This is a genomic window from Pseudomonas sp. AC255 (assembly GCF_979258175.1).
In genome coordinates this window covers 3028571-3047079 of sequence record NZ_OZ409841.1, presented here as the reverse complement: position 1 = coordinate 3047079, position 18509 = coordinate 3028571, and the positions used below count along the sequence as shown (strand labels likewise).

Here is an 18509-nt window from a genome sequence, read left to right as displayed (position 1 = left end):
TCATTCCGCTTCTGCTTCGCGCTCATCAAAATCCAATTGCGCCTTAACGACTGTCGCCAGATGCACAATCGTCCAGATATGTAGAGCTTTGAAAGGTTCTTCCAGTGTCCGCCCCAGCGGCGTGATTCGATACTCCACCCCAACTTGTGAAGAGGGTATGACACGGCGCGCAAGGATCCCGTTGCGTTCGAGTCTTCTGAGCGCCTGGGTCAGCGCTTTTTGAGTGATACCGTCCAGGCACCGCTTCAGTTCGTTAAAGCGAAGCGGCTTTTCACACAGTGTCGTGAGAATCAACATCGTCCACTTGTCACCGATCTGATCCAACAAATAGCGGCTTGGACAGCTGGCCGTCCCGCTTGATATGTCGATGTTGGTATTAATCATGGATCACGCCCCCGCGCTCGCGCATGTGGTGTATTTGGATATACCTGATTACTTTAAAGTGCGTAATTGTTATTTGATTCGCATCTTATACCCTGAGGCCTTACTTAAATTAAGGTGTTAGCCATGTCCTCTCAATACGATCAAGAAACCGCTGACAAGCTTGCAGTCGCCGAAGCTTTATATGACTACGCTGCAAGTATTGATCTTCGTGATGCCGGGCTTATGGCCTCGGTGCTTACAGATAGTGCCGCTTCTGATTTCCGGCCCGCAGCAGCCAAAGCCGGTTTCGAATACCCTGTTCTTGAAGGTCGTGACACCATCGTACAGGCCCTCATGACGTCACTTAGCCAAGTCGATACCACGCACTCTGTGAACAATCCCCGCGTCACCCTTGAAGGGGATAAGGCGGTGCTGGATGCGTTGGTAGAAGCCCAACATGTTTTGAAAACTGATCACTCCCGTTCCTATCTCATGAAAAACCGTTACGACGTGAAGCTGGTCAGGCAGGGTGAAACCTGGCGCATTCAGCACATCGTGGTGGACAACGTCTGGCGGACGGGAGATCCCGCAGTCCTCGCCGGTATTTGATCTGATCAGGCCCTTGAAACTTTACTCTCGTGCTGAATGCGCGCAGCGTCTCGTGAGGGCGGTAGCCCGAAGACTTTTGCGTAATCTCGGCTGAACTGGGTGCTGCTTTCATACCCGACTTCAAAGGCAGCCGCAGTGACGCTTCTGGCGTTGGCAACCATAAGGGTGCGAGCCTGAAGCAGGCGTACACGTTTCTGATATTGCAGAGGGCTCAGCGTGGTTACCGCCTTGAAGTGTCGGTGAAATGCCGAAACGCTCATCGCTGCTTTCTCTGCCATATGTTCTACCCGAATAGATTCGGCGAAGTCGCGGCGGATCCACTGAATGGCCTGATTGACGCGGGCCATCGCAGAGTCCGGCGCGGCGATTTCACGCAGCATCCAGCCGTGAGGGCCTTGGAGTACGCGGTAGAGGATCTCGCGTTCGTATGCGGGCGCCAGGGCGGCGATACTTTGCGGGTCACCCATCAAGCGCAGCAAGCGCACCCAAGCGTCCATCAACTGAGGCGTGACCGGCGCTACTGAAAAACCCGGATCTTGGTCATGGCGATCAGCCGGAAGAGGTAGGTCGGCCAGCAGCGTGGTTAGCGCCACCGGGTCGAGCGTCAGGCTTACCGCGAGATAAGGCTCTCCGGTCGACGCCGGATGAACTGTGCCCACGGCGGGCAGCTCGATGGACATCACGAAGTACGTCGCCGGGTCATAGTGCAACGTCTGCTCCCCGACGGTCATGGTTTTACTGCCCTGGAGAATCAGGTTGATCATCGGCTCGTAGACGGCGGCCAGCATGTGCTCGGGAATCTCACCCTGCACCATGGCTACCCTGGGAATTCCTGTCTCAGTGCGCCGATTTTCAGCACTTGAGGTCAGGGCTCGCAGTTCATTCAATTGTGTGGTCATGGGCTGGATCCTGCCCGTCTCGTTTGGGACTTGGCAAGCAAAAAGCAGAAACAGGCAGGTTTCGAGTAGGAATGGCCACGTTCTGGATAGCCGGGGACTCTACTGTGGAGGCTCAAGTCATCGATACGGGAAGTGCACCATGGGCGTCATCGTTATCACCGGAGGCAGTCGCGGCATCGGCGCCAGCGCTGCTCTCCATATTGCCGAACGGGGGATGGGCGTCATCCTTACCTACAACCAGAATCCTGATGCAGCTCACCAGGTCGTCCGGCAAATCGAGGCAGCTGGCGGCAAGGCGGTTGCGCTGCGGCTGGACGTGAGTAACACCTCAAGCTTTGCTGCATTTCGTGATGCCGTGGTCTCCGCTCTGGAAATTACCTGGGGCACAAACACGCTGGCAGGTCTGGTAAATAACGCAGGCTACGGTCTGTTCAACCCGCTGGAGTCAGTCAGCGAGGAGCAATTCGACGGTCTGTTCGCAGTGCACCTCAAGGGGCCTTTCTTCCTCACTCAAACGCTGCTGCCGCTACTTGAAGATGGCGCGAGCATCGTCAACTTGACCAGTGCCACAACACGCGTTGCGACAGCAGGGGTCGCGCCGTATGCCGCATTTAAAGGCGGTCTCGAAGTGCTGACCCGCTACATGGCGAAAGAATTGTGTGAGCGCGGTATTCGTGCCAATGCGGTTTCGCCTGGTGCCATTCGTACTGAGCTGGGGGGCGGTTTGAACGATGAGTTTGAAGCCATGCTAGCCGGTCAGACAGCACTGGGCCGGGTGGGCGAGCCGCAAGACGTCGCTCGTGTTATTGCGATGCTGCTCTCTCAGGAAAGCGCCTGGATCAACGCGCAAACCATCGAAGTCGCAGGCGGCTACATCATCTGAATCATGGAGGCTCCATGCTCGATCATATTTTTCTCTCGGTAAGCGACATCAAGCGCTCGATACACTTTTATGAGGCAGCACTGACGCCGCTTGGCATCACGGCGCGTCTGGATTACGACGGCAAGGACGGGCCTCCTGGTCATCCTGACCTCAAGGGCTTTGGCGCCCATGGCCGAATGTTCTTCTGGCTGCGCGAAGGGGTAGTGGAGGGACAGGCGGTGCACGTAGGTTTCGTCGCCAATAGCCGTGCCGAGGTCGATGTCGCCTATGCAGCGGCGATCGCCCAAGGCGCAACAGATAATGGCCCTCCCGGCGCACGTCTGCATTACGACCCGAACTACTACGCGGCCAATGTCCTCGACCCGGACGGCTATAGCCTCGAATTCGTTTACAAGAACTGGCAGCACGCCCAATGAAAACTCTGATGATTTATGGTGCGACCGGCTACACCGGACGCATGGCTGCGCAGCGCGCCAAAGCGGTGGGCCTGGATCTGATTTTGGCAGGCCGTAGCGCTGACCGGCTGGCGCCTCTGGCCGCCGAACTGGAGCTGCCTTTTCGCGTATTTGGCGCTGAAGATGTGACGGCAGACGCATTGGACGGTATCAGCGTGCTGCTGAATTTCGCCGGGCCATTCGCATATACCGCAGAGCCTTTGATGCGCGCCTGTATCGGGACAGGTGTGGACTACCTCGACATCACCGCAGAGATAAACGTTTACCGGCTGGCCGAGTCATTGAATCTCGAAGCTGCGCAAGCGGGTGTCATGTTGTTGCCTGGCGTTGGCTGGGACGTGGTGCCGACCGACTGCCTGGCTCTGCATGTCGCAGCCAGGGTTGAACGACCCCAATCGTTGAAATTGGCGCTGCAAGTGGCAGGCCCCATGTCTCGCGGCTCGGCATCAAGCGTGAGTGAGATCATCGGCGCAGGGGTTCTGGTGCGTATTGAAGGGGAACTCGTGGCAGCCCCCGACCAGCCTCCCCGCGAGTTTGATTTTGGCGCTGGCCCAAAGCTGTGTGTGCCATTGTCATTCGGGGATCTGGTGACGGGCTGGCGCTCCACAGGTATCCCTAACATAGCCGTGTACGTGCACATCCCGGATGCCGCGTTTCCCGAGGGCGACCTCTCGCTATTGCCGGAAGGCCCGAGTGAAGAGCAGCGTCTGGCGCATCGAGCATTGGCCGTGGCCGAGGTCGTGGATGCAGATAGCAGCGTGGCCCGCTCGGTGATCGAGACCGTCAACGGGTACACCTACACACCGCTGGCGGCGGTTGAGGCGGCACGCCGAGTGCTGAGCGGGGAACGGCGTGCAGGTTTTGAAACCCCGGCACACCTGCTCGGCGTCGGTTTCGCCGAAACCGTAGCCGGTACAACAATCACCGATTTCTAGCCAGAGTTGGGCAGCCGAGTGAATGCTGCCCTGACGTTATTAATCGAAAAACAACGACTAAGGGGCGACTGTGGGCGATCAGGCGTTGGGAGATAAGGGTCATCGCGCCCGCTTAAAATACGCGGCCACCATCGCCCTTAATGCTGGACTTTGGAAGGTGAGTTAGCCGGACGCTTACCTTGACAGCCACTACGGCCCCGCGCTTACTTTCGCTCTACCTCCGCGCAAGCTTGCAACTTTGGCTCCTGCACAAGGGAGCCAATACTCCACCTCTCTGTAATTTCCCCTCCTGATCCGTGCCCAACAGAGCTCTCAAAAATTTGAGACCTACTCCCCAGTATTTACTTAGCCAAATGCTTCGCTGGCGCTTCTCTCATTTTGTGCCACTGACCTGTTCCTGGCGGTCACAGCAGGTGTGCTTTGCCAGCTATATTCAGCCCTGAAATTGAGCCATAACCTCTGTCCATGGTGAGCAGTACGACAAGTGCTGGATCATCTCGGATGTTGAGGCGTATGTGTGCAAAACACCGATCCTCAGCCGGAGAATAAAAATAAATACCCGGAGATATCCCCATGGGATTTGCTCAAGACAAAATCGAAGCATTACCTGCGGTCAATCGTGTGCCAAAAGGAGCAGGTGCAGCCTCGTGGGGCGCGATGGCTCTTTTGTGGCTCGTGTATGCCATGGATGCCAACTCCCGCCAGATGTTCTTTATGGTATTGCCCTCCATCACCAGCGAGTTCAAGACAAGCGCTGAGCTGACTGGATTGCTTGCCGCGTTCATCACGATCGCTACATCTTTGATAGCCGTGCCTTGCATGATTTGGGCTGATAAAGGCGGTCAGGGATGGATGCGTAAATACCGCCACCTGCCAATCGTGATTGCTTACACGCTATTCACCTTTCTGACCGGCCTCAATTTCTTGACTGGCTCGCTTGGAGTGCTTGTCGCGCTGCAAGTGATGTCTCACGCATTTGGCGGTGCTGGCGAAGCCATCGAAGTCACCTCCTTGTCCGAGTGGTGGTCGAAGGAGCGCCGTGGTTTCGCCCTAGGACTTCATCACACCGGATACCCTTGGGGCACATTGATCGGTGGCTTAGCGATCAGTGCTCTACTCCACGCTTATGGCCCGGAAAATTGGCGCTTGGCATTCCTGCTTTTCCCAGTACCGATGATCATCATCTTTTCGGCCTACTGGTGGTTCAGTACGAAGAAGCGTTACGAGTCTTTTGTTGAACACGCTCAAGCGGTGGGTGAGACCCCTCCATCAATGGAAGCGGTACAAGGTGTGGTGGAGGTGCCCAAAGGTGCGTTCAAGTCCGCAATGAAAAATCCGAACATCTCCGCTATCGCTCTAATCTCGATGTTTGCAATCGTTGGCTACTTCGGCATCAGCTTCTGGCTACCTCAGTACCTGGCTTTTGTTGCCCATTACAACTTCGCAGAGGCAGCTGCTTACTCGGTGCTCTTCACGATCACCGGTGGTATCGGCCAGATCGTTTGGGGATGGATTTCAGACCGTGCAGGCCGAAAACTTTGCCTAGTGCTTGTTTTCGCGTGGCTTGCGGTGGGCATGTACCTCTTCAAATACTCATCCGTCAGTCTGACTTGGCTTATCGCGATTCAGTTGTTTGCTGGGTTCGCGATGAACGCGCCCTACACGTTGCTGTATGCCATTGCGTTTGACTCTGCGAAGCAAGGCACGACTGGCCTGGCGGGCTCAATCGTCAACGTCGGTATTTACGCCGGTGGCTTTGGGCCATTCGTGATCGGGATGTTCATCGGCGCAGGTGGTGGCTTTGAGAAGGCTGCGGGCTACAACTACGCGCTCTACTTTATCTCCGGTCTCATGGTACTGGCGGCCATCATCACCATTTTCTTCACCCGAGAAACTACCGGCTGGTTCCTTAAGTACGACAAGGCGCTGGTATCGAAGTCCTCTTGCAACATGGGTTTGTAACGAACCGATCGTACCTGCACTTACAAGAAAATCCCCTTGGGGATTGCTAAAGCTAGGAGAAAGTCATGACCCTTATTAAAGATGCCAAATGGTTGAGCCAATTCGCCGACGAGTTAAACGGTGATGCTGATTGGACTGCCGCTGCTCGCTATTTTGATGGGCGCATTCAATTCAAGCACAGCACAGGTTTCTCAACGCTAGCGGTTCTCGCCGGTAAAGTCGTTGCGGTTTACCCGGAAGGAAGCCCGTTGGGCGCTGACATCATCGTGTCTGGTGCTGATGATGAGTGGCAGCGCGTTCTTGACGGAAAGATCGACTGGTTTGAAGCGTTGTCCCCAGGATTGGGAAAACTTGAGCTTGAGGGCAACGTGGTCGCTGCATGGCAGTACGTAGATGTGATGGCCCGCGCGTTCGACGCAATGAAGCGTGTAGGGAAAGCCAATAATAACCCACCAGTCTCGTACTCTCCCGGGCCTAAGCCGTCGGGGAAAGAGACGGTAGGACGGTACATTGTTGTTGATGGAATTCGCGTTTACTACGAAGAATCAGGGGAGGGTCGTCCACTCGTTTGCTTCCACGCAGCATCACAAGATTCTCTGATGTACAGGCACGTCTTGGACGGTCTCTCAGATGAGTTCCGCGTCATTGCAATTGACGCCCCCGGGCACAGCAAATCAGAGCTACCCGAATCAGGCCCATTCCACAGCCTCACTCGCCATGCGGAGTTCAATGAGCACCTTATGGAGGCCTTGGGACTTGAGAAACCCGCCATCATGGGATGCTCGATGGGTGGCAATCTGGTGCTGGAATTGGGGGCACGTCGGCCCGATGCGTACAGCGCGATCATTTCAGCTGAAGGGGCAGACTTTACCCCGACGGTTTCCGAGTTCTTCCTCGATATGTTGCTCATGAATGGGCCAGAGATCATCGGTGCCTGGTCTCGTTCGATGACGGGCAATCGCACTCCACCAGATCGTGCGAGGGAGGTGGTGTGGCAGATCTCGCGAACCACGCCGCAGGTGATGAAGGGTGACCTCACAGGCTATGCGAACTTTGATCAGCGGCAACAAGTTGGAAAGATCAAAGCGCCTGTTTTACTTCTGCGCGGTGACGCGGATTGGTTGGTGTACCAAGAGAAGGTTGAGGAGACAGCATCTCGCATTCCCGGCAGTAAGATCGCCGTGCTCGCAGGTACTGGCCACTATCCAATGACTGAGAACCCATTGGAGTTCTGTGACACGGTACGCGCTTTCCTTCGTGAAGCGGGTCACGGCCACGCAGGCTGAAAGATCTGATTGAGGAGCCCGCTCGTCAGGCGGGCTTTTCTGCGTTTATTTAACGCGAAGGTTCAATCCCGAAAAACCCTTTTCTATTCCCGCACAAAAACCTGAAGCGCGCCGACCCACTGAGGCTCATGCCGCTTGCAGGTGCCATCTCGACTCTCGAATTCTTTGCATAGCCGATCGTCAGACAATCAGAATTATTTTCTTGTGATCTGTGATCACAGTAGATAGCATCTGTCTCAGAGCGAACATCTGAGCGTCAGCATTGTTCACCAACCGCTCAAACGATTACTCCTAAACATAAATACAAAATTTGGAGAACATCATGCGAAGTACAACTCCATCTGCGACAGAGCGTGGCCCCATTGCAATCGTTGGCGCGGGCCTGATTGGGAGAGCTTGGGCGATTGTTTTTGCTCGGGCAGGACATCCGGTGCGTTTACACGATATGGATCTGCAGACAATGCAGAACAGCCATGCCTACATCGAAGCGAGGCTTAATGAGCTCGCAGAATTCGATCTTCTTAATGACGCCCCCTCACCGTACTGACACGCATTACTTGCGTTCCCGACTTGGCTGATGCGCTACGTGATGTAGTGCTCGTACAGGAAAACGTTCGGGAAACGGTAGAGGCGAAAATCGATATCTTCAGTCGAATGGATGCGTTGGCGCCCAAGGACGCGATTCTTGCCAGTTCAACTTCATGGTTACCGGCCTCCGAGTTCACTAAAGATCTACCAGGTCGGGGGCGCTGCGTAGTTGCACACCCTACCAACCCACCTTACTTAGTTCCTCTTGTGGAGCTTTGCCCTGCGCCGTGGACAGAATCTGAAGTGATGATTCGAGCGCATGAGATCTACACCGCAGCAGGGCAGAGCCCTGTCGTTCTATCCCGAGAGATCCACGGCTTCTTGTTGAACCGAGTCCAAGCAGCAGTCCTCAACGAATGCTTCAAATTGCATGAGGAAGGCTTTGCCAGCTCGGAGGATATTGATCGGGTGCTCAAAGATGGACTCGCCCTCCGCTGGTCATTTATGGGCCCCTTCGAAACTATCGATCTCAACGCCCCTGCCGGCGTATCTGACTATGCCAAACGCTACGGTCAGCAAAATCGCGAAACGATCAATTCCGAAAATGCTTTTGACTGGTCGGAATCAGCAGTCGCCCGAGTACATGACGAGCGCCGCCAAAAACTTGAACTTGAAGGCATTGCATTGCGATCCGCTTGGCGTGACCGCCGCCTTATGGCTCTCGCTGCGCACAAGCGTCAAGCACCAAATTCCTGACGGCATCACTTCATCCTGAACACCAAAATAAAAGTAACCAGGAGGTCACCATGGCTCGTAAAGTCATCATCACTTGCGCGGTCACCGGCGCAATTCATACACCTTCCATGTCCCGTTACCTGCCGGTAACACCAGGTCAAATTGCTGAAGCGGCGATTGGGGCAGCTGAGGCTGGCGCCTCTATTGTTCACCTACATGCTCGTAACCCAATTGATGGCAGCCCCTCTCAGGATCCGGAACTGTTTAAGCAGTTTCTGCCGGCTATCAAAGAGGCTAGCGATGTGGTGATCAACCTGACTACAGGTGGCGCACCGACAATGTCGCTTGAAGATCGACTTCGTCCAGCACATCAGTTCAAACCGGAAGTGGCCTCACTGAACATGGGCACGATGAACATGGGTCTTTACCCAATGCTCAATCGGTTTAAGGAGTTCAAACACGCTTGGGAGGAACCATACCTCGCCGGCAGCCATGACCGCATTTTCAAAAACACATTTACCGACATAGCCCACATCCTCGAGTCATGCAGTGAGAACGGTACCCGTTTTGAAATCGAATGCTATGACATTGGGCATCTCTACACCGCTGCACATTTTATTGATCGCGGCCTCATCAAACCCCCATTTTTGATCCAATCGGTTTTCGGCATTTTGGGCGGTATCGGCGGTCACCCTGAGGATGTCCTGCATATGCGTCGCACAGCTGATCGTCTCTTCGGAGATGACTATCAGTGGTCGGTTCTTCCAGCAGGAAAGCAGCAGATGAGCATTGGTGCTCAATCAGCCACGCTTGGAGGGCACGTGCGTGTGGGTCTTGAAGACTCGCTTTGGGACGGGCCGGGCCAATTGGCAAAAAGCAACGCAGACCAAGTCTCGCGTATGCGCAAAATTCTCGAAGGGCTTTCACTTGAAGTGGCGACACCTGCTGACGCGAGGGAAATCCTGAAGCTCAAAGGTGGCGATAACGTCAATTTCTAAGCGCGGGCACTCACCCCCTATAAAGTCTATCTAGAGGATATTTTGATAATTAAAGGTCGCGGCACAACACCCGAGCCTTAGCAACTTATCCTCATGAGGAGAAAATGAACCATGTTAGCTACGACCCATACAAAAATACAAAAGGGACAGTCGCTGAACGCTTTAATGTTTCGCAAACTAATGCCGATGTTAATCTTTGCTTACGTTATAAGCTTTCTAGACAGAACTAACATTTCACTTGCCAAAACACACATGGCAGTAGACTTGGGTATTTCCGCTGCCGCCTACGGTTTTGGGGCAGGGCTCTTCTTCCTTACCTATGCACTCATGGAGGTACCCAGTAACCTGATCATGCACCGGGTAGGGGCACGACTCTGGATCACCAGGATCATGATCACCTGGGGACTGTTATCTGCCGGTATGGCCTTCATTACCGATGAGACTACGTTTTACATTGCCCGCGCGCTACTGGGCGCAGCTGAAGCCGGATTGTTCCCAGGTGTAATGCTCTATTTAACCTATTGGTTTGGTCGTGAGCAAAGGGCACGAGCCAGTGGCTATTTTCTAATCGGGGTCTGTCTCGCGAACATCATCAGCGGGCCGGTTGGCGGGCTGCTGTTAGAGATGGATGGAATCTGGGGTTGGCACGGCTGGCAGTGGCTGTTCTTCTTGGAGGGAATTCCAGCTGTTCTATTCTCCGTCGTGATTTGGCGAAAGCTTCCGGACGGCCCATCTACGGCAAGTTGGCTATCAAAGGAACAAGTCACTGAAGTAGAGCAAGTTCTGAAGAAAGAACATGATGAAGAAATCGCCTCCGGCAATGTAGGTCATTCTTTTAAGGGCGTTCTTAAAATTCCTCAGATTTGGCTTGCGATCGCGGTGTACTTCCTCCACCAAGTTAGTGTGTATTCGGTAATTTTCTTCTTGCCGGGCATCATTGGCACGTATGGAGGCTTGTCATCGTTACAAATAGGATTGTTAAACTCAATCCCATGGATCGCAGCAGCACTCGGGGCAGCGTTTCTTCCAAAGTATGCAACTACTCCGAAGGTTTCACGCAAAATAATGTTCGGTGGGCTGCTCCTGATGTCGGCTGGATTGACCATCGCGGCCTTTACCACTCCACTGATAGCTCTAATAGGATTCACTCTTACGGCATCGATGTTTTTCGTTGTTCAGCCTGTGATATTCCTCTTTGCCAGTTCAAGACTGGCGGGAGCAGGTATGGCGGCGGGTCTGGCGTTAGTGAATACCTTTGGTATTACTGGTGGTTTCTTCGGTCCTTCACTTCTGGGATTCGTTGAACAAACTACTGGGAGTACGAAGAATGGACTCATTATTGTAGCGGCTCTTTTAACGCTCGCGGCATTCCTGAGTTTGAAACTACGTCAGGCACAAGAAACGATTACTACAAAAACGCGGGACAACATTGTATTGCCCCAGGCTGCGCCGTGTATTACTGATAATGCGAGGACAAAATGAAGAGTACATCCCTGGCACTTAAACTACATCCCGACGATAATGTTGCAATCGCACGCGCTTCGATACCTCAAGGAACCGTGGTCACGGAGTTCGGTAATATCGTGGTGCTCGCCGATGTGCCCGCAGCGCACAAAATCGCCCTTGCACACGTAAACCCAGGTGATCCTGTTCTGCGTTATGGCCAGATCATTGGCTTTGCTACTAAATCCATCGAGCCAGGCGATTACGTGCATACGCACAATCTGGAGATGGCGGCGTTCGAGCGAGACTACGCGTTCGGCGAGGATGCCAAAGTCGCGTCGCCTGCAGCCTCTCCTGTGACATTCCAAGGTTTCGTCCGCGCTGACGGGCGAGTAGCAACTCGAAACTACATTGGTGTAGTGAGCACTGTGAACTGCTCCTCCACTGTTACCAAAATGGTGGTTGAACACTTCTCGCGAAACGGTGTGCTGGATGCTTACCCAAACGTGGACGGTGTGGTGCCGATCACCCACAGCTTCGGTTGCTGCATAGAGCACAATGGCGAGGGGGTGAACCAACTGCGGCGCACGCTAGGCGGGTTCATCAAGCACGCCAACTTCGCTGGCGTGGTGGTCATCGGCCTTGGCTGTGAAGCCAATCAGATGGGGGCGCTGTTCATGGCCCAGGGCATCGAGACCGGCAAGCTTATCGCTCCCGTGGTCATCCAAGACGTTGGCGGAACCCGTAACGCAGCGGATGCCGCCATTGCCGCCGTGGAATCGATGCTACCGGTTGCCAACGAGTGCCGACGCGAGCCGGTCTCGGCGCGGCACCTGACCGTGGCGCTCCAGTGCGGCGGTTCAGACGGATACTCGGGCATCACGGCCAACCCCGCCCTCGGCGTGGCTGTCGATATGCTCGTAGCGCAAGGTGGAACGGCCATCCTTAGCGAAACGCCGGAGATCTACGGCGCTGAACACCTGCTGACTCGTCGCGCTGCAACCCGTGAGGTTGGCCAAGGTATCGTCGACCTTATCAAATGGTGGGAAAGCTACGCAGACCGCGAAAAAGGCAGCATCGATAACAACCCCACACCTGGCAACAAGGCTGGCGGCCTGACGACCATTCTTGAAAAGTCTTTAGGCGCAGTTGCCAAAAGCGGCTCCTCCGCACTCATGGGGGTGTACCGTTACGCCGAGCCAATCACAGCTCGAGGCTTGGTGTTTATGGATGCACCTGGCTACGACCCGATGGGAGCCACTGGCCAAATCGCCAGCGGCGCAAACCTCGTTGCATTCACCACCGGACGCGGCTCGTGCTTTGGCGCCAAACCTGCTCCTTCGATCAAGCTTGCGACGAATACCAAAATGTACACTCGCATGAAGGATGATATGGACATCAACTGCGGGGATGTCATGGATGGCGATGCCACCCTTGAATCGAAGGGTAAAGAGATTTTCGACATGCTCATACGAGTGGCTTCTGGAGAAAAATCCAAAAGCGAGGCGTTGGGCGTCGGCAATGAAGAAACAGTGCCTTGGATGATCGGCGCTCAGATGTAATGAGCGAACAAAAAAGGCGTCCTGATATCAGGGCGCCTTTTTTTAAACCTTGTTGATGAGGTTAATCAACTTCGACAGGCTTGTGCGCATCGGCAACGATCAGCGCCCCTGTATTCAGGATAAACTCGGCAGCACTTTTGATGTCATCTTGCAGTGATTCACAGGCGGCAACGGAGTCACCCTTCTTTAAAGCATCAACCATCGCTGCGTGATGACTGGCTTGCACTCGCTGAACCACACGCTCAGTGCCAGATCGTAGGTCATAGTTGATGATAGGCCCTATTCTCAGCCACAGGGACTCAACTATCTGAAGCAGGATGGGCATGTCCGCCTGATTATAAATTGCGAAATGCAATTCTTTGTTAAGCGTAATCAGCCGTGACTCATCGGGAGCGCCTTTTGCAAACTCTGCGCAAAATGCCTCGTGTATCTTTTCAATCTCAGCCAGCGCCTGCGAATCAACAAGTTCCGCAGCACGAGCTGCAGCTTGCCCCTCCAGATTCAACCGGATACTGGTGATTTCCCGGAATTGGCTGACTGTCAGTACAGGAACGCGAATATATCGATTAGCCGCCATTTCAAGCGCTTGCTCGGCGACCAACCTGTGAACAGCCTCTCGCACTGGCATGACGCTAACACCAAGAGCATCCGCTATAGATCTGAGCGAGAGCTTTTCCCCAGGCATAACGCGTCCGCTTATCAGCAGATCACGCAGCTGGGCATAAACGTCCGCACTGAGAGTCTGGCGGATCATGGGCGTTACGAGTGTGGATAGGTTCATGGCGAGAATTATAGGCAGGTTCGATCAGCCAGCATAGGAAAATGAGACAACTGTGATCACGGATGTGTCGGTAAAGAAAGTGACGGAATCCGGGAGAAACGAGCTCTCTAGCACACGCGCAATAATCGTCTCGCTACCAAGGTCGGTGGCGAGACGTGTAGGTCTGACTAATCAAAGATACTCGACATTGCCGTCGATGCTGATCGCTTGTCCTGTCACATTGTTAGCAGCAGGAGAGCATAGAAATAAGGCCATTGCTGCCACGTCTTCGGGTGGAGTCATCCGGCGCAATGATATTTTCTTCAATGTTTGTTGGCGCATCTCCGGCTCTGAAATGCCTAACTGTTTGGCGCGATCACTGATGACGCGATCCTGGCGCGGGCCCTCGACGATGCCTGGCAGCAGTGCGTTGACTCGAATGTCTTTTTCGCCCAACTCGGCTGCCAATGACTTCATAAGACCAACGATGGCCCACTTGGCCGCGGCGTATGGAGTCCGCCAGGCATAGCCTAAGCGCCCCGCGACCGATGAAATATGAATGATGTGTGCGTGTTCTGACTTCGTTAGGAGGGGGACAGCATGATGAGCGAAGCGATACTGCGCATTGAGATTGATGTCTATTGTCTGTTCCCATTCTGCATCGCTAATTTTGTCGATTCCGCCGGTCGGCCCTGCTATGCCTGCATTGTTGATAAGTACATCGAGCCCATCCACCCAATCCTGTTGTATCTCGAAGACTCGCTTAATTTGAGCAGCGTCGGAGACGTCGGCCAATGTGGCCAAAGCCTCTGGATAGCGCTCACGAAATTGTGCGATCGCCTGCTCACTTACATCGCATACATGGACTCTTGCCCCAATTTCGAGATATGCAGCCGCGATCGATTCGCCAATGCCTGCTGCCCCACCGGAAATCAAAACTCTCAATCCGGTATAGGGTGTCAGCCGCTTCATCACGTTCATAGCTAATGCGTCCTGTCTTATTTTTGTTCATGAGTTCTTTCGTGGCTACGGCGTGCGTAGACAAGAAAACCTCATTAAGTGATATGTGATCACAGTTTATTTGTCAAGACAGGCTTGCCGCAGGTTTGCAGGTGAATTACCGGGGAGGGCGCAGACTCCTACCCCGGTTCAGCATTGCAATCTACGGCCCGATTACTCTGCGAGTGGCAGCCGGCGGCGACTGCGCTTACCTCAGCACTACATCGTTATCGGATCTGGGCCATGCTCGGGTAATCCGTATAACCTCGCTCCTCACCCTGATAGAAGGTGGACGGGTCTGCGTCATTCAATGCGACACCCTGTTCGAATCGCTCTACCAGATCCGGGTTGGCCAGGAACGCAGTGCCAAAGGACACCAGATCAGCATTTCCTTCTCTGAGGGACGTTTCTGCGCGTTCCGCGTCATAGCCCCCATTGGCGATGTAGGTGCCTGCGAAACGACGCTTCAGTTCTCTGAAGTCGAATGAACCCGCACCGACTTCTACTACGTGAATGTAGGCTAGCCCGTAGCGACTGAGCATTTTCGCTGCATAGTTGAAAGTCGCTTGGGGATCGCTGTCGCTCATGGAGAAGTAATTAAAAATCGGCGACAGGCGAACGCCCACGCGGCTAGCCCCGAATACTTCGATGACCGACTCCACAACCTCCTTAAGAAACCGAGCGCGATTTTCTGCAGAGCCGCCGTATGAATCGGTTCGGGTGTTGGTGCCATCGCGCAGGAACTGATCGATCAAGTAACCGTTCGCGCCATGTATTTCCACACCGTCAAAACCTGCACGCTTCGCGTTTTCAGCACCTTGGCGAAAATCCGCGATCACGCCAGGAATTTCATGCAGACTCAGAGCCCGTGGCGACTCGTAAGGCTTCAATCCTTCAGGCGTGTAGATCTCGCCATCAGCCTTGATCGCTGAGGGGGCTACCGGCAGCTGATTATCGATCTGTACCAGGGAGTGTGACAGGCGCCCAACGTGCCAGAGCTGGAGAAATATCCGTCCGCCTTCTGCATGCACGGCGTCGGTCACGTGTTTCCAGCCGGCGATTTGCTCGTTGGTGAAAATGCCCGGTGTTCTCATGTAGCCTTTGCCTTGAGCCGAGACCTGGGAACCCTCAGTAATGATCAGGCCGGCGCTTGCACGTTGACGGTAATACTCGACTACTGTGGAAGTTGGAACATCGCCTTGGCCAGCCCGGCTTCGCGTCAGCGGCGCCATCACCATGTGATTTTTCAGGGGGAGGTTGGCGATTCGGGTGGGGGACAAAAGAAGGTTGAGATTGCTCACTGTCATGACGTGCCTCAGTATGATTTGGGGTGTTGGATAGTTATCGTCGAGATGATTTTCACGCCGGGTTGAGCGGCGCTAGTTGAGCCGTCCTTGCTGCCGCAGCCGTGTACCAATCCGCTGTATTTCCGTTTCGCCCTGCGCCAGAGCTGCCTTGCTCGTGTGAACCGAGTAGTTACCTGTTACCAGGTCGTACGGATGCTTTACCGCCGAGCCCATCACGAAAGAGCAATCGCCTTTCGCGATGAAGTTGATGTGGTGCTCTGACTCTTCGAACACAGCTAATTCGCCGACATTGACCAACCCTCCTGCATCCAGACTTCCTGAACTAACCGCGAGCCAGGCAATGTTGTGACCGGACGGTGGGGTGTAACGCCAGTGCTCACCGTCTTTTAAGCTCACGGCGAGATAGTTCATTTCACTCGGTACTTCGATCAGGCTTTTGGCTGCCCCGTAACGTCCCAGTAGTACCCGTGCTGGGCCCACTTGTGGAACTTGCGACGGATCAAGGTAGGTACTCATCGCGGGAGCGTTTTCAAGCGGCGGCGGCAATGCCACCCAGAGCTGGAATCCCTGTATTGCGGACTCGCTTGCTAGCGTAGCGTCGTGCCACACCCCATTGCCGGCCTGCATCCATTCAACACCACCCGCGAGCAGTAGACCGGTCGCCCCAGTGGTGTCCTCATAAGAGACATCCCCTTTTGTCATGAAGGTAACCGTTGCGATTCCTGAGTGCGGATGCATGCCAAAACTCGACTTACTACCACTGGCGTTCAGACTGAAAATGTCCAGGAAAATAAACGGTTTCAACAGCTCTCCTAGATCACCTGGACTCATAAGCCTCGTTATGGGGCCATGTGTGGTTCCTTCAGTACGATGGACAATGGCGCGTGGTCGAACTACTACGGTGGCGGTCATATGTTTTCTCTTTGTTCTCCCTTGCCGACAGACGATGTCGTCGAGCGGAGTTCCGGCTGCCTGGACTGGATGTGGATGAACTCAGTGATGCCGAAAAGCCTTGACGGTCAGCCCGCAGGAGATTCCGGCAAGTGAAGGTCAGCTGCAGCAATGACTGAAGGATATGCGTCTATTGATTGCTTTATTAGATGGCATAATTGGATTGAACTGATCCATTTTTGGAGTGGGTGGCAGCAAGATGATCGATCTGAATGACGTCGCATTGTTTGTAAAAGTGGTGCGCAGCGGTAGTTTCGCTGAGGCAGCACGGCAGCTTGGAATGCCCTCAAACACCTTAAGCCGGCGGGTTCAACAGCTTGAGGCTCAACTCGGTACAAGGCTGCTGCAGCGCTCCACGCGCAAGCTCACACTCACCCAGTCTGGCGAGGCTTTTCACGAGCGATGCTGTGGAGCCGTGGATGGACTGATTGACGCTGGTGAGCAGCTGATGACAGGAAACCAAGAGCCGAGTGGCACCGTCCGCATTGCGGCAATGGCTGATTTTTTCGACTTCTTTCCTATGGAGTGGGTAGCCGATTTTCTCGAGGCGCATCCACGGGTACACGTCGACTTTGTGCTGAGTGATGCACGCGCCGATTTGATCGCTGATCGTATCGACATTGCGTTTCGAGGCGGAGCGTTACAAGACTCAGGATATGTGGGTCGCCAACTCCTTGGAGCTGGTAACGAAGGTCTGGTGGCCAGCCCGAATTACCTCAGAAAAAGAGGCGTACCTGATTCGCTTGGAGATTTGGTCAATCATGATTGTGTAACTTTTGGTCATCCTAGTGGCGTCACTACCTGGACTCTCCATGGGCCAAATGGTGCAGCGGAAGAAGTGCGGGTCACTAGCCGTTTCAATGGAAACACCGCCCAAGCTTTGCGCAAGGCGACGTTGGCCGGGCTAGGAATTGCCTTGCTGCCGCCCGCCATGACAAAGTCTGATCTTCAGACAGGGCGCCTTGTGTCTGTGCTTCCGCAGTACCATAGAACCGGATACGGCCTGCACGTGCTTTACCCCAGTCGGCAACATTTGCCGCTAGCTGTGTCTGCATTCATTGAGTTGGTTATGGAGAAGCTAGAGGGTCAAGAATTCCCCGTGACGGCTCGTTCCTGATCAACACATTGCCCAAGTATCGTTCAAGCAGTTGTCTTCGAAAGAAGGGGGCAGGGATGCAGTGAAAAGTCAGGAAGTGCCTGCGCCCGTCCTCAACACCTTTTTTGTGCAGTTCCAACAGCTCCGCCGGTGAAAGGAAGCGGTTTCTTTCGGCTTCGTAGTCGACAGGGGTCAGTGGGGTGATGTCGACCAGTTCCGTCGGATTGCCCTCGACCAACAAGGCCCGCCAAGTTGGCGCTTTCTGGCCCAACTGAGTTGCCATCTTTACGCGCGACGCCATCCAACAGCCAGGCCTTGATCAGGTCCTGGACGGTCAGCGTTTGCACCTTCGTCGTTTTTACTTGTTCGGCCTCTACGTTAGCAGCGGCGTATGTCTATGCCTTGACGGTTTTCTTATGCTCGTTGGGATTGATCTGCTCATCGGTGAGCGCTCGGTCTTGGTTGCGTACCTTGCGGATGTCCGTCAGTAATTTGCGCGGCCAAGACCCGCAGGCGTACTCTTTGTTTTGCCCGCCCCACCGATTGCGATAGAAAAAGCTGACCGACGCGCCGTCCTTGTGCACTGCAATTCGACTGGCTAGATCGCCATCTTCCCGGAGGATTCGGCCGGCATCGTTGGCAGTTAGTGCTTCAAGTTCTTTGATGGTGATTTTGGCCATGAAACAGACTCCCCCTACTTTTACCCCCACAAAAACGTCGGCTCTTGATGGACGTTAC

Annotated in this window: 18 protein-coding genes and 1 pseudogene; 12 read left to right on the top strand and 7 right to left on the bottom strand. The window is 54.3% G+C overall.

From position 1 onward, the window contains the following. The gene (locus ACZZ0K_RS13880; RefSeq protein ID WP_038364687.1) at positions 1-384 is read right to left on the bottom strand and encodes a winged helix-turn-helix transcriptional regulator; all 384 of its coding nucleotides are present in this window, start codon (positions 382-384) and stop codon (positions 1-3) included. A gap of 123 nt (positions 385-507) precedes the next feature. On the opposite strand from ACZZ0K_RS13880, the gene ACZZ0K_RS13875 reads away from it, so the two are divergent. Beyond that, a complete protein-coding gene (locus tag ACZZ0K_RS13875) occupies positions 508-972 on the top strand; it encodes a nuclear transport factor 2 family protein (protein WP_150741509.1) in 465 nt (154 codons plus the stop codon). 5 nt (positions 973-977) lie between these two features. Here the strand turns inward: ACZZ0K_RS13875 and ACZZ0K_RS13870 are convergent, their stop codons facing one another. Further along, entirely contained in the window at positions 978-1871 is an 894-nt protein-coding gene (locus tag ACZZ0K_RS13870) for an AraC family transcriptional regulator (protein WP_029240836.1), read from the bottom strand. Between the two features lie 139 nt (positions 1872-2010). On the opposite strand from ACZZ0K_RS13870, the gene ACZZ0K_RS13865 reads away from it, so the two are divergent. The 10 genes from ACZZ0K_RS13865 to ACZZ0K_RS13820 all read left to right on the top strand — a co-directional run bounded on the left by ACZZ0K_RS13865 (position 2011) and on the right by ACZZ0K_RS13820 (position 12658). Then, on the top strand, positions 2011-2754 hold the full coding sequence (locus tag ACZZ0K_RS13865) for an SDR family NAD(P)-dependent oxidoreductase (RefSeq protein WP_038364691.1): 744 nt from the start codon (positions 2011-2013) through the stop codon (positions 2752-2754). 14 nt (positions 2755-2768) lie between these two features. Further along, on the top strand, positions 2769-3170 hold the full coding sequence (locus ACZZ0K_RS13860; protein ID WP_016980706.1) for a VOC family protein: 402 nt from the start codon (positions 2769-2771) through the stop codon (positions 3168-3170). Then, complete coding sequence (locus ACZZ0K_RS13855) at positions 3167-4144, top strand: saccharopine dehydrogenase family protein (RefSeq protein WP_252879806.1); 978 nt, start codon at positions 3167-3169, stop codon at positions 4142-4144. Before ACZZ0K_RS13860 ends, ACZZ0K_RS13855 begins: the two co-directional genes overlap by 4 nt. A 573-nt stretch (positions 4145-4717) precedes the next feature. Further along, positions 4718-6106: an MFS transporter gene (locus ACZZ0K_RS13850; protein ID WP_150741511.1), complete on the top strand. Its 1389-nt coding sequence runs from the start codon at positions 4718-4720 to the stop codon at positions 6104-6106. A 65-nt stretch (positions 6107-6171) separates the two neighbouring features. Further along, on the top strand, positions 6172-7392 hold the full coding sequence (locus ACZZ0K_RS13845; RefSeq protein ID WP_252879807.1) for an alpha/beta fold hydrolase: 1221 nt from the start codon (positions 6172-6174) through the stop codon (positions 7390-7392). A 322-nt stretch (positions 7393-7714) separates the two neighbouring features. Beyond that, positions 7715-7939 (top strand): 3-hydroxyacyl-CoA dehydrogenase NAD-binding domain-containing protein, encoded by a 225-nt coding sequence (locus tag ACZZ0K_RS13840; protein ID WP_463559150.1) that lies wholly within the window; start codon positions 7715-7717, stop codon positions 7937-7939. Between the two features lie 23 nt (positions 7940-7962). Beyond that, entirely contained in the window at positions 7963-8676 is a 714-nt protein-coding gene (locus ACZZ0K_RS13835) for a 3-hydroxyacyl-CoA dehydrogenase (protein ID WP_463559149.1), read from the top strand. A 50-nt stretch (positions 8677-8726) separates the two neighbouring features. After that, positions 8727-9653, top strand: coding sequence for a 3,5-dioxohexanoate:acetyl-CoA acetone transferase (gene kce / locus ACZZ0K_RS13830; protein ID WP_007913166.1), 927 nt, complete (start codon positions 8727-8729; stop codon positions 9651-9653). 111 nt (positions 9654-9764) lie between these two features. Further along, positions 9765-11135: an MFS transporter gene (locus ACZZ0K_RS13825; protein ID WP_150741514.1), complete on the top strand. Its 1371-nt coding sequence runs from the start codon at positions 9765-9767 to the stop codon at positions 11133-11135. Further along, positions 11132-12658, top strand: a complete 1527-nt coding sequence (locus tag ACZZ0K_RS13820) for a UxaA family hydrolase (protein ID WP_038364712.1) — start codon at positions 11132-11134, stop codon at positions 12656-12658. Before ACZZ0K_RS13825 ends, ACZZ0K_RS13820 begins: the two co-directional genes overlap by 4 nt. A 61-nt stretch (positions 12659-12719) precedes the next feature. Here the strand turns inward: ACZZ0K_RS13820 and ACZZ0K_RS13815 are convergent, their stop codons facing one another. The 4 genes from ACZZ0K_RS13815 to ACZZ0K_RS13800 form a co-directional block, all read right to left on the bottom strand. Further along, on the bottom strand, positions 12720-13412 hold the full coding sequence (locus ACZZ0K_RS13815) for a GntR family transcriptional regulator (protein ID WP_224789881.1): 693 nt from the start codon (positions 13410-13412) through the stop codon (positions 12720-12722). A 198-nt stretch (positions 13413-13610) separates the two neighbouring features. Further along, the gene (locus ACZZ0K_RS13810) at positions 13611-14399 is read right to left on the bottom strand and encodes an SDR family oxidoreductase (RefSeq protein ID WP_258707897.1); all 789 of its coding nucleotides are present in this window, start codon (positions 14397-14399) and stop codon (positions 13611-13613) included. Between the two features lie 245 nt (positions 14400-14644). Further along, a complete protein-coding gene (locus tag ACZZ0K_RS13805; protein ID WP_252879811.1) occupies positions 14645-15724 on the bottom strand; it encodes an alkene reductase in 1080 nt (359 codons plus the stop codon). A 72-nt stretch (positions 15725-15796) separates the two neighbouring features. Further along, complete coding sequence (locus ACZZ0K_RS13800; protein WP_038364720.1) at positions 15797-16636, bottom strand: pirin family protein; 840 nt, start codon at positions 16634-16636, stop codon at positions 15797-15799. Between the two features lie 238 nt (positions 16637-16874). Between ACZZ0K_RS13800 and ACZZ0K_RS13795 the strand changes: the two genes are divergently transcribed. Continuing rightward, positions 16875-17792, top strand: a complete 918-nt coding sequence (locus tag ACZZ0K_RS13795; RefSeq protein ID WP_038364722.1) for a LysR family transcriptional regulator — start codon at positions 16875-16877, stop codon at positions 17790-17792. A gap of 100 nt (positions 17793-17892) precedes the next feature. On the opposite strand, the pseudogene ACZZ0K_RS13790 reads toward ACZZ0K_RS13795, so the two are convergent. Beyond that, positions 17893-18451 (bottom strand): annotated as a pseudogene (locus tag ACZZ0K_RS13790) (site-specific integrase); the annotation flags it as partial. Positions 18452-18509: the final 58 nt, after the last annotated feature.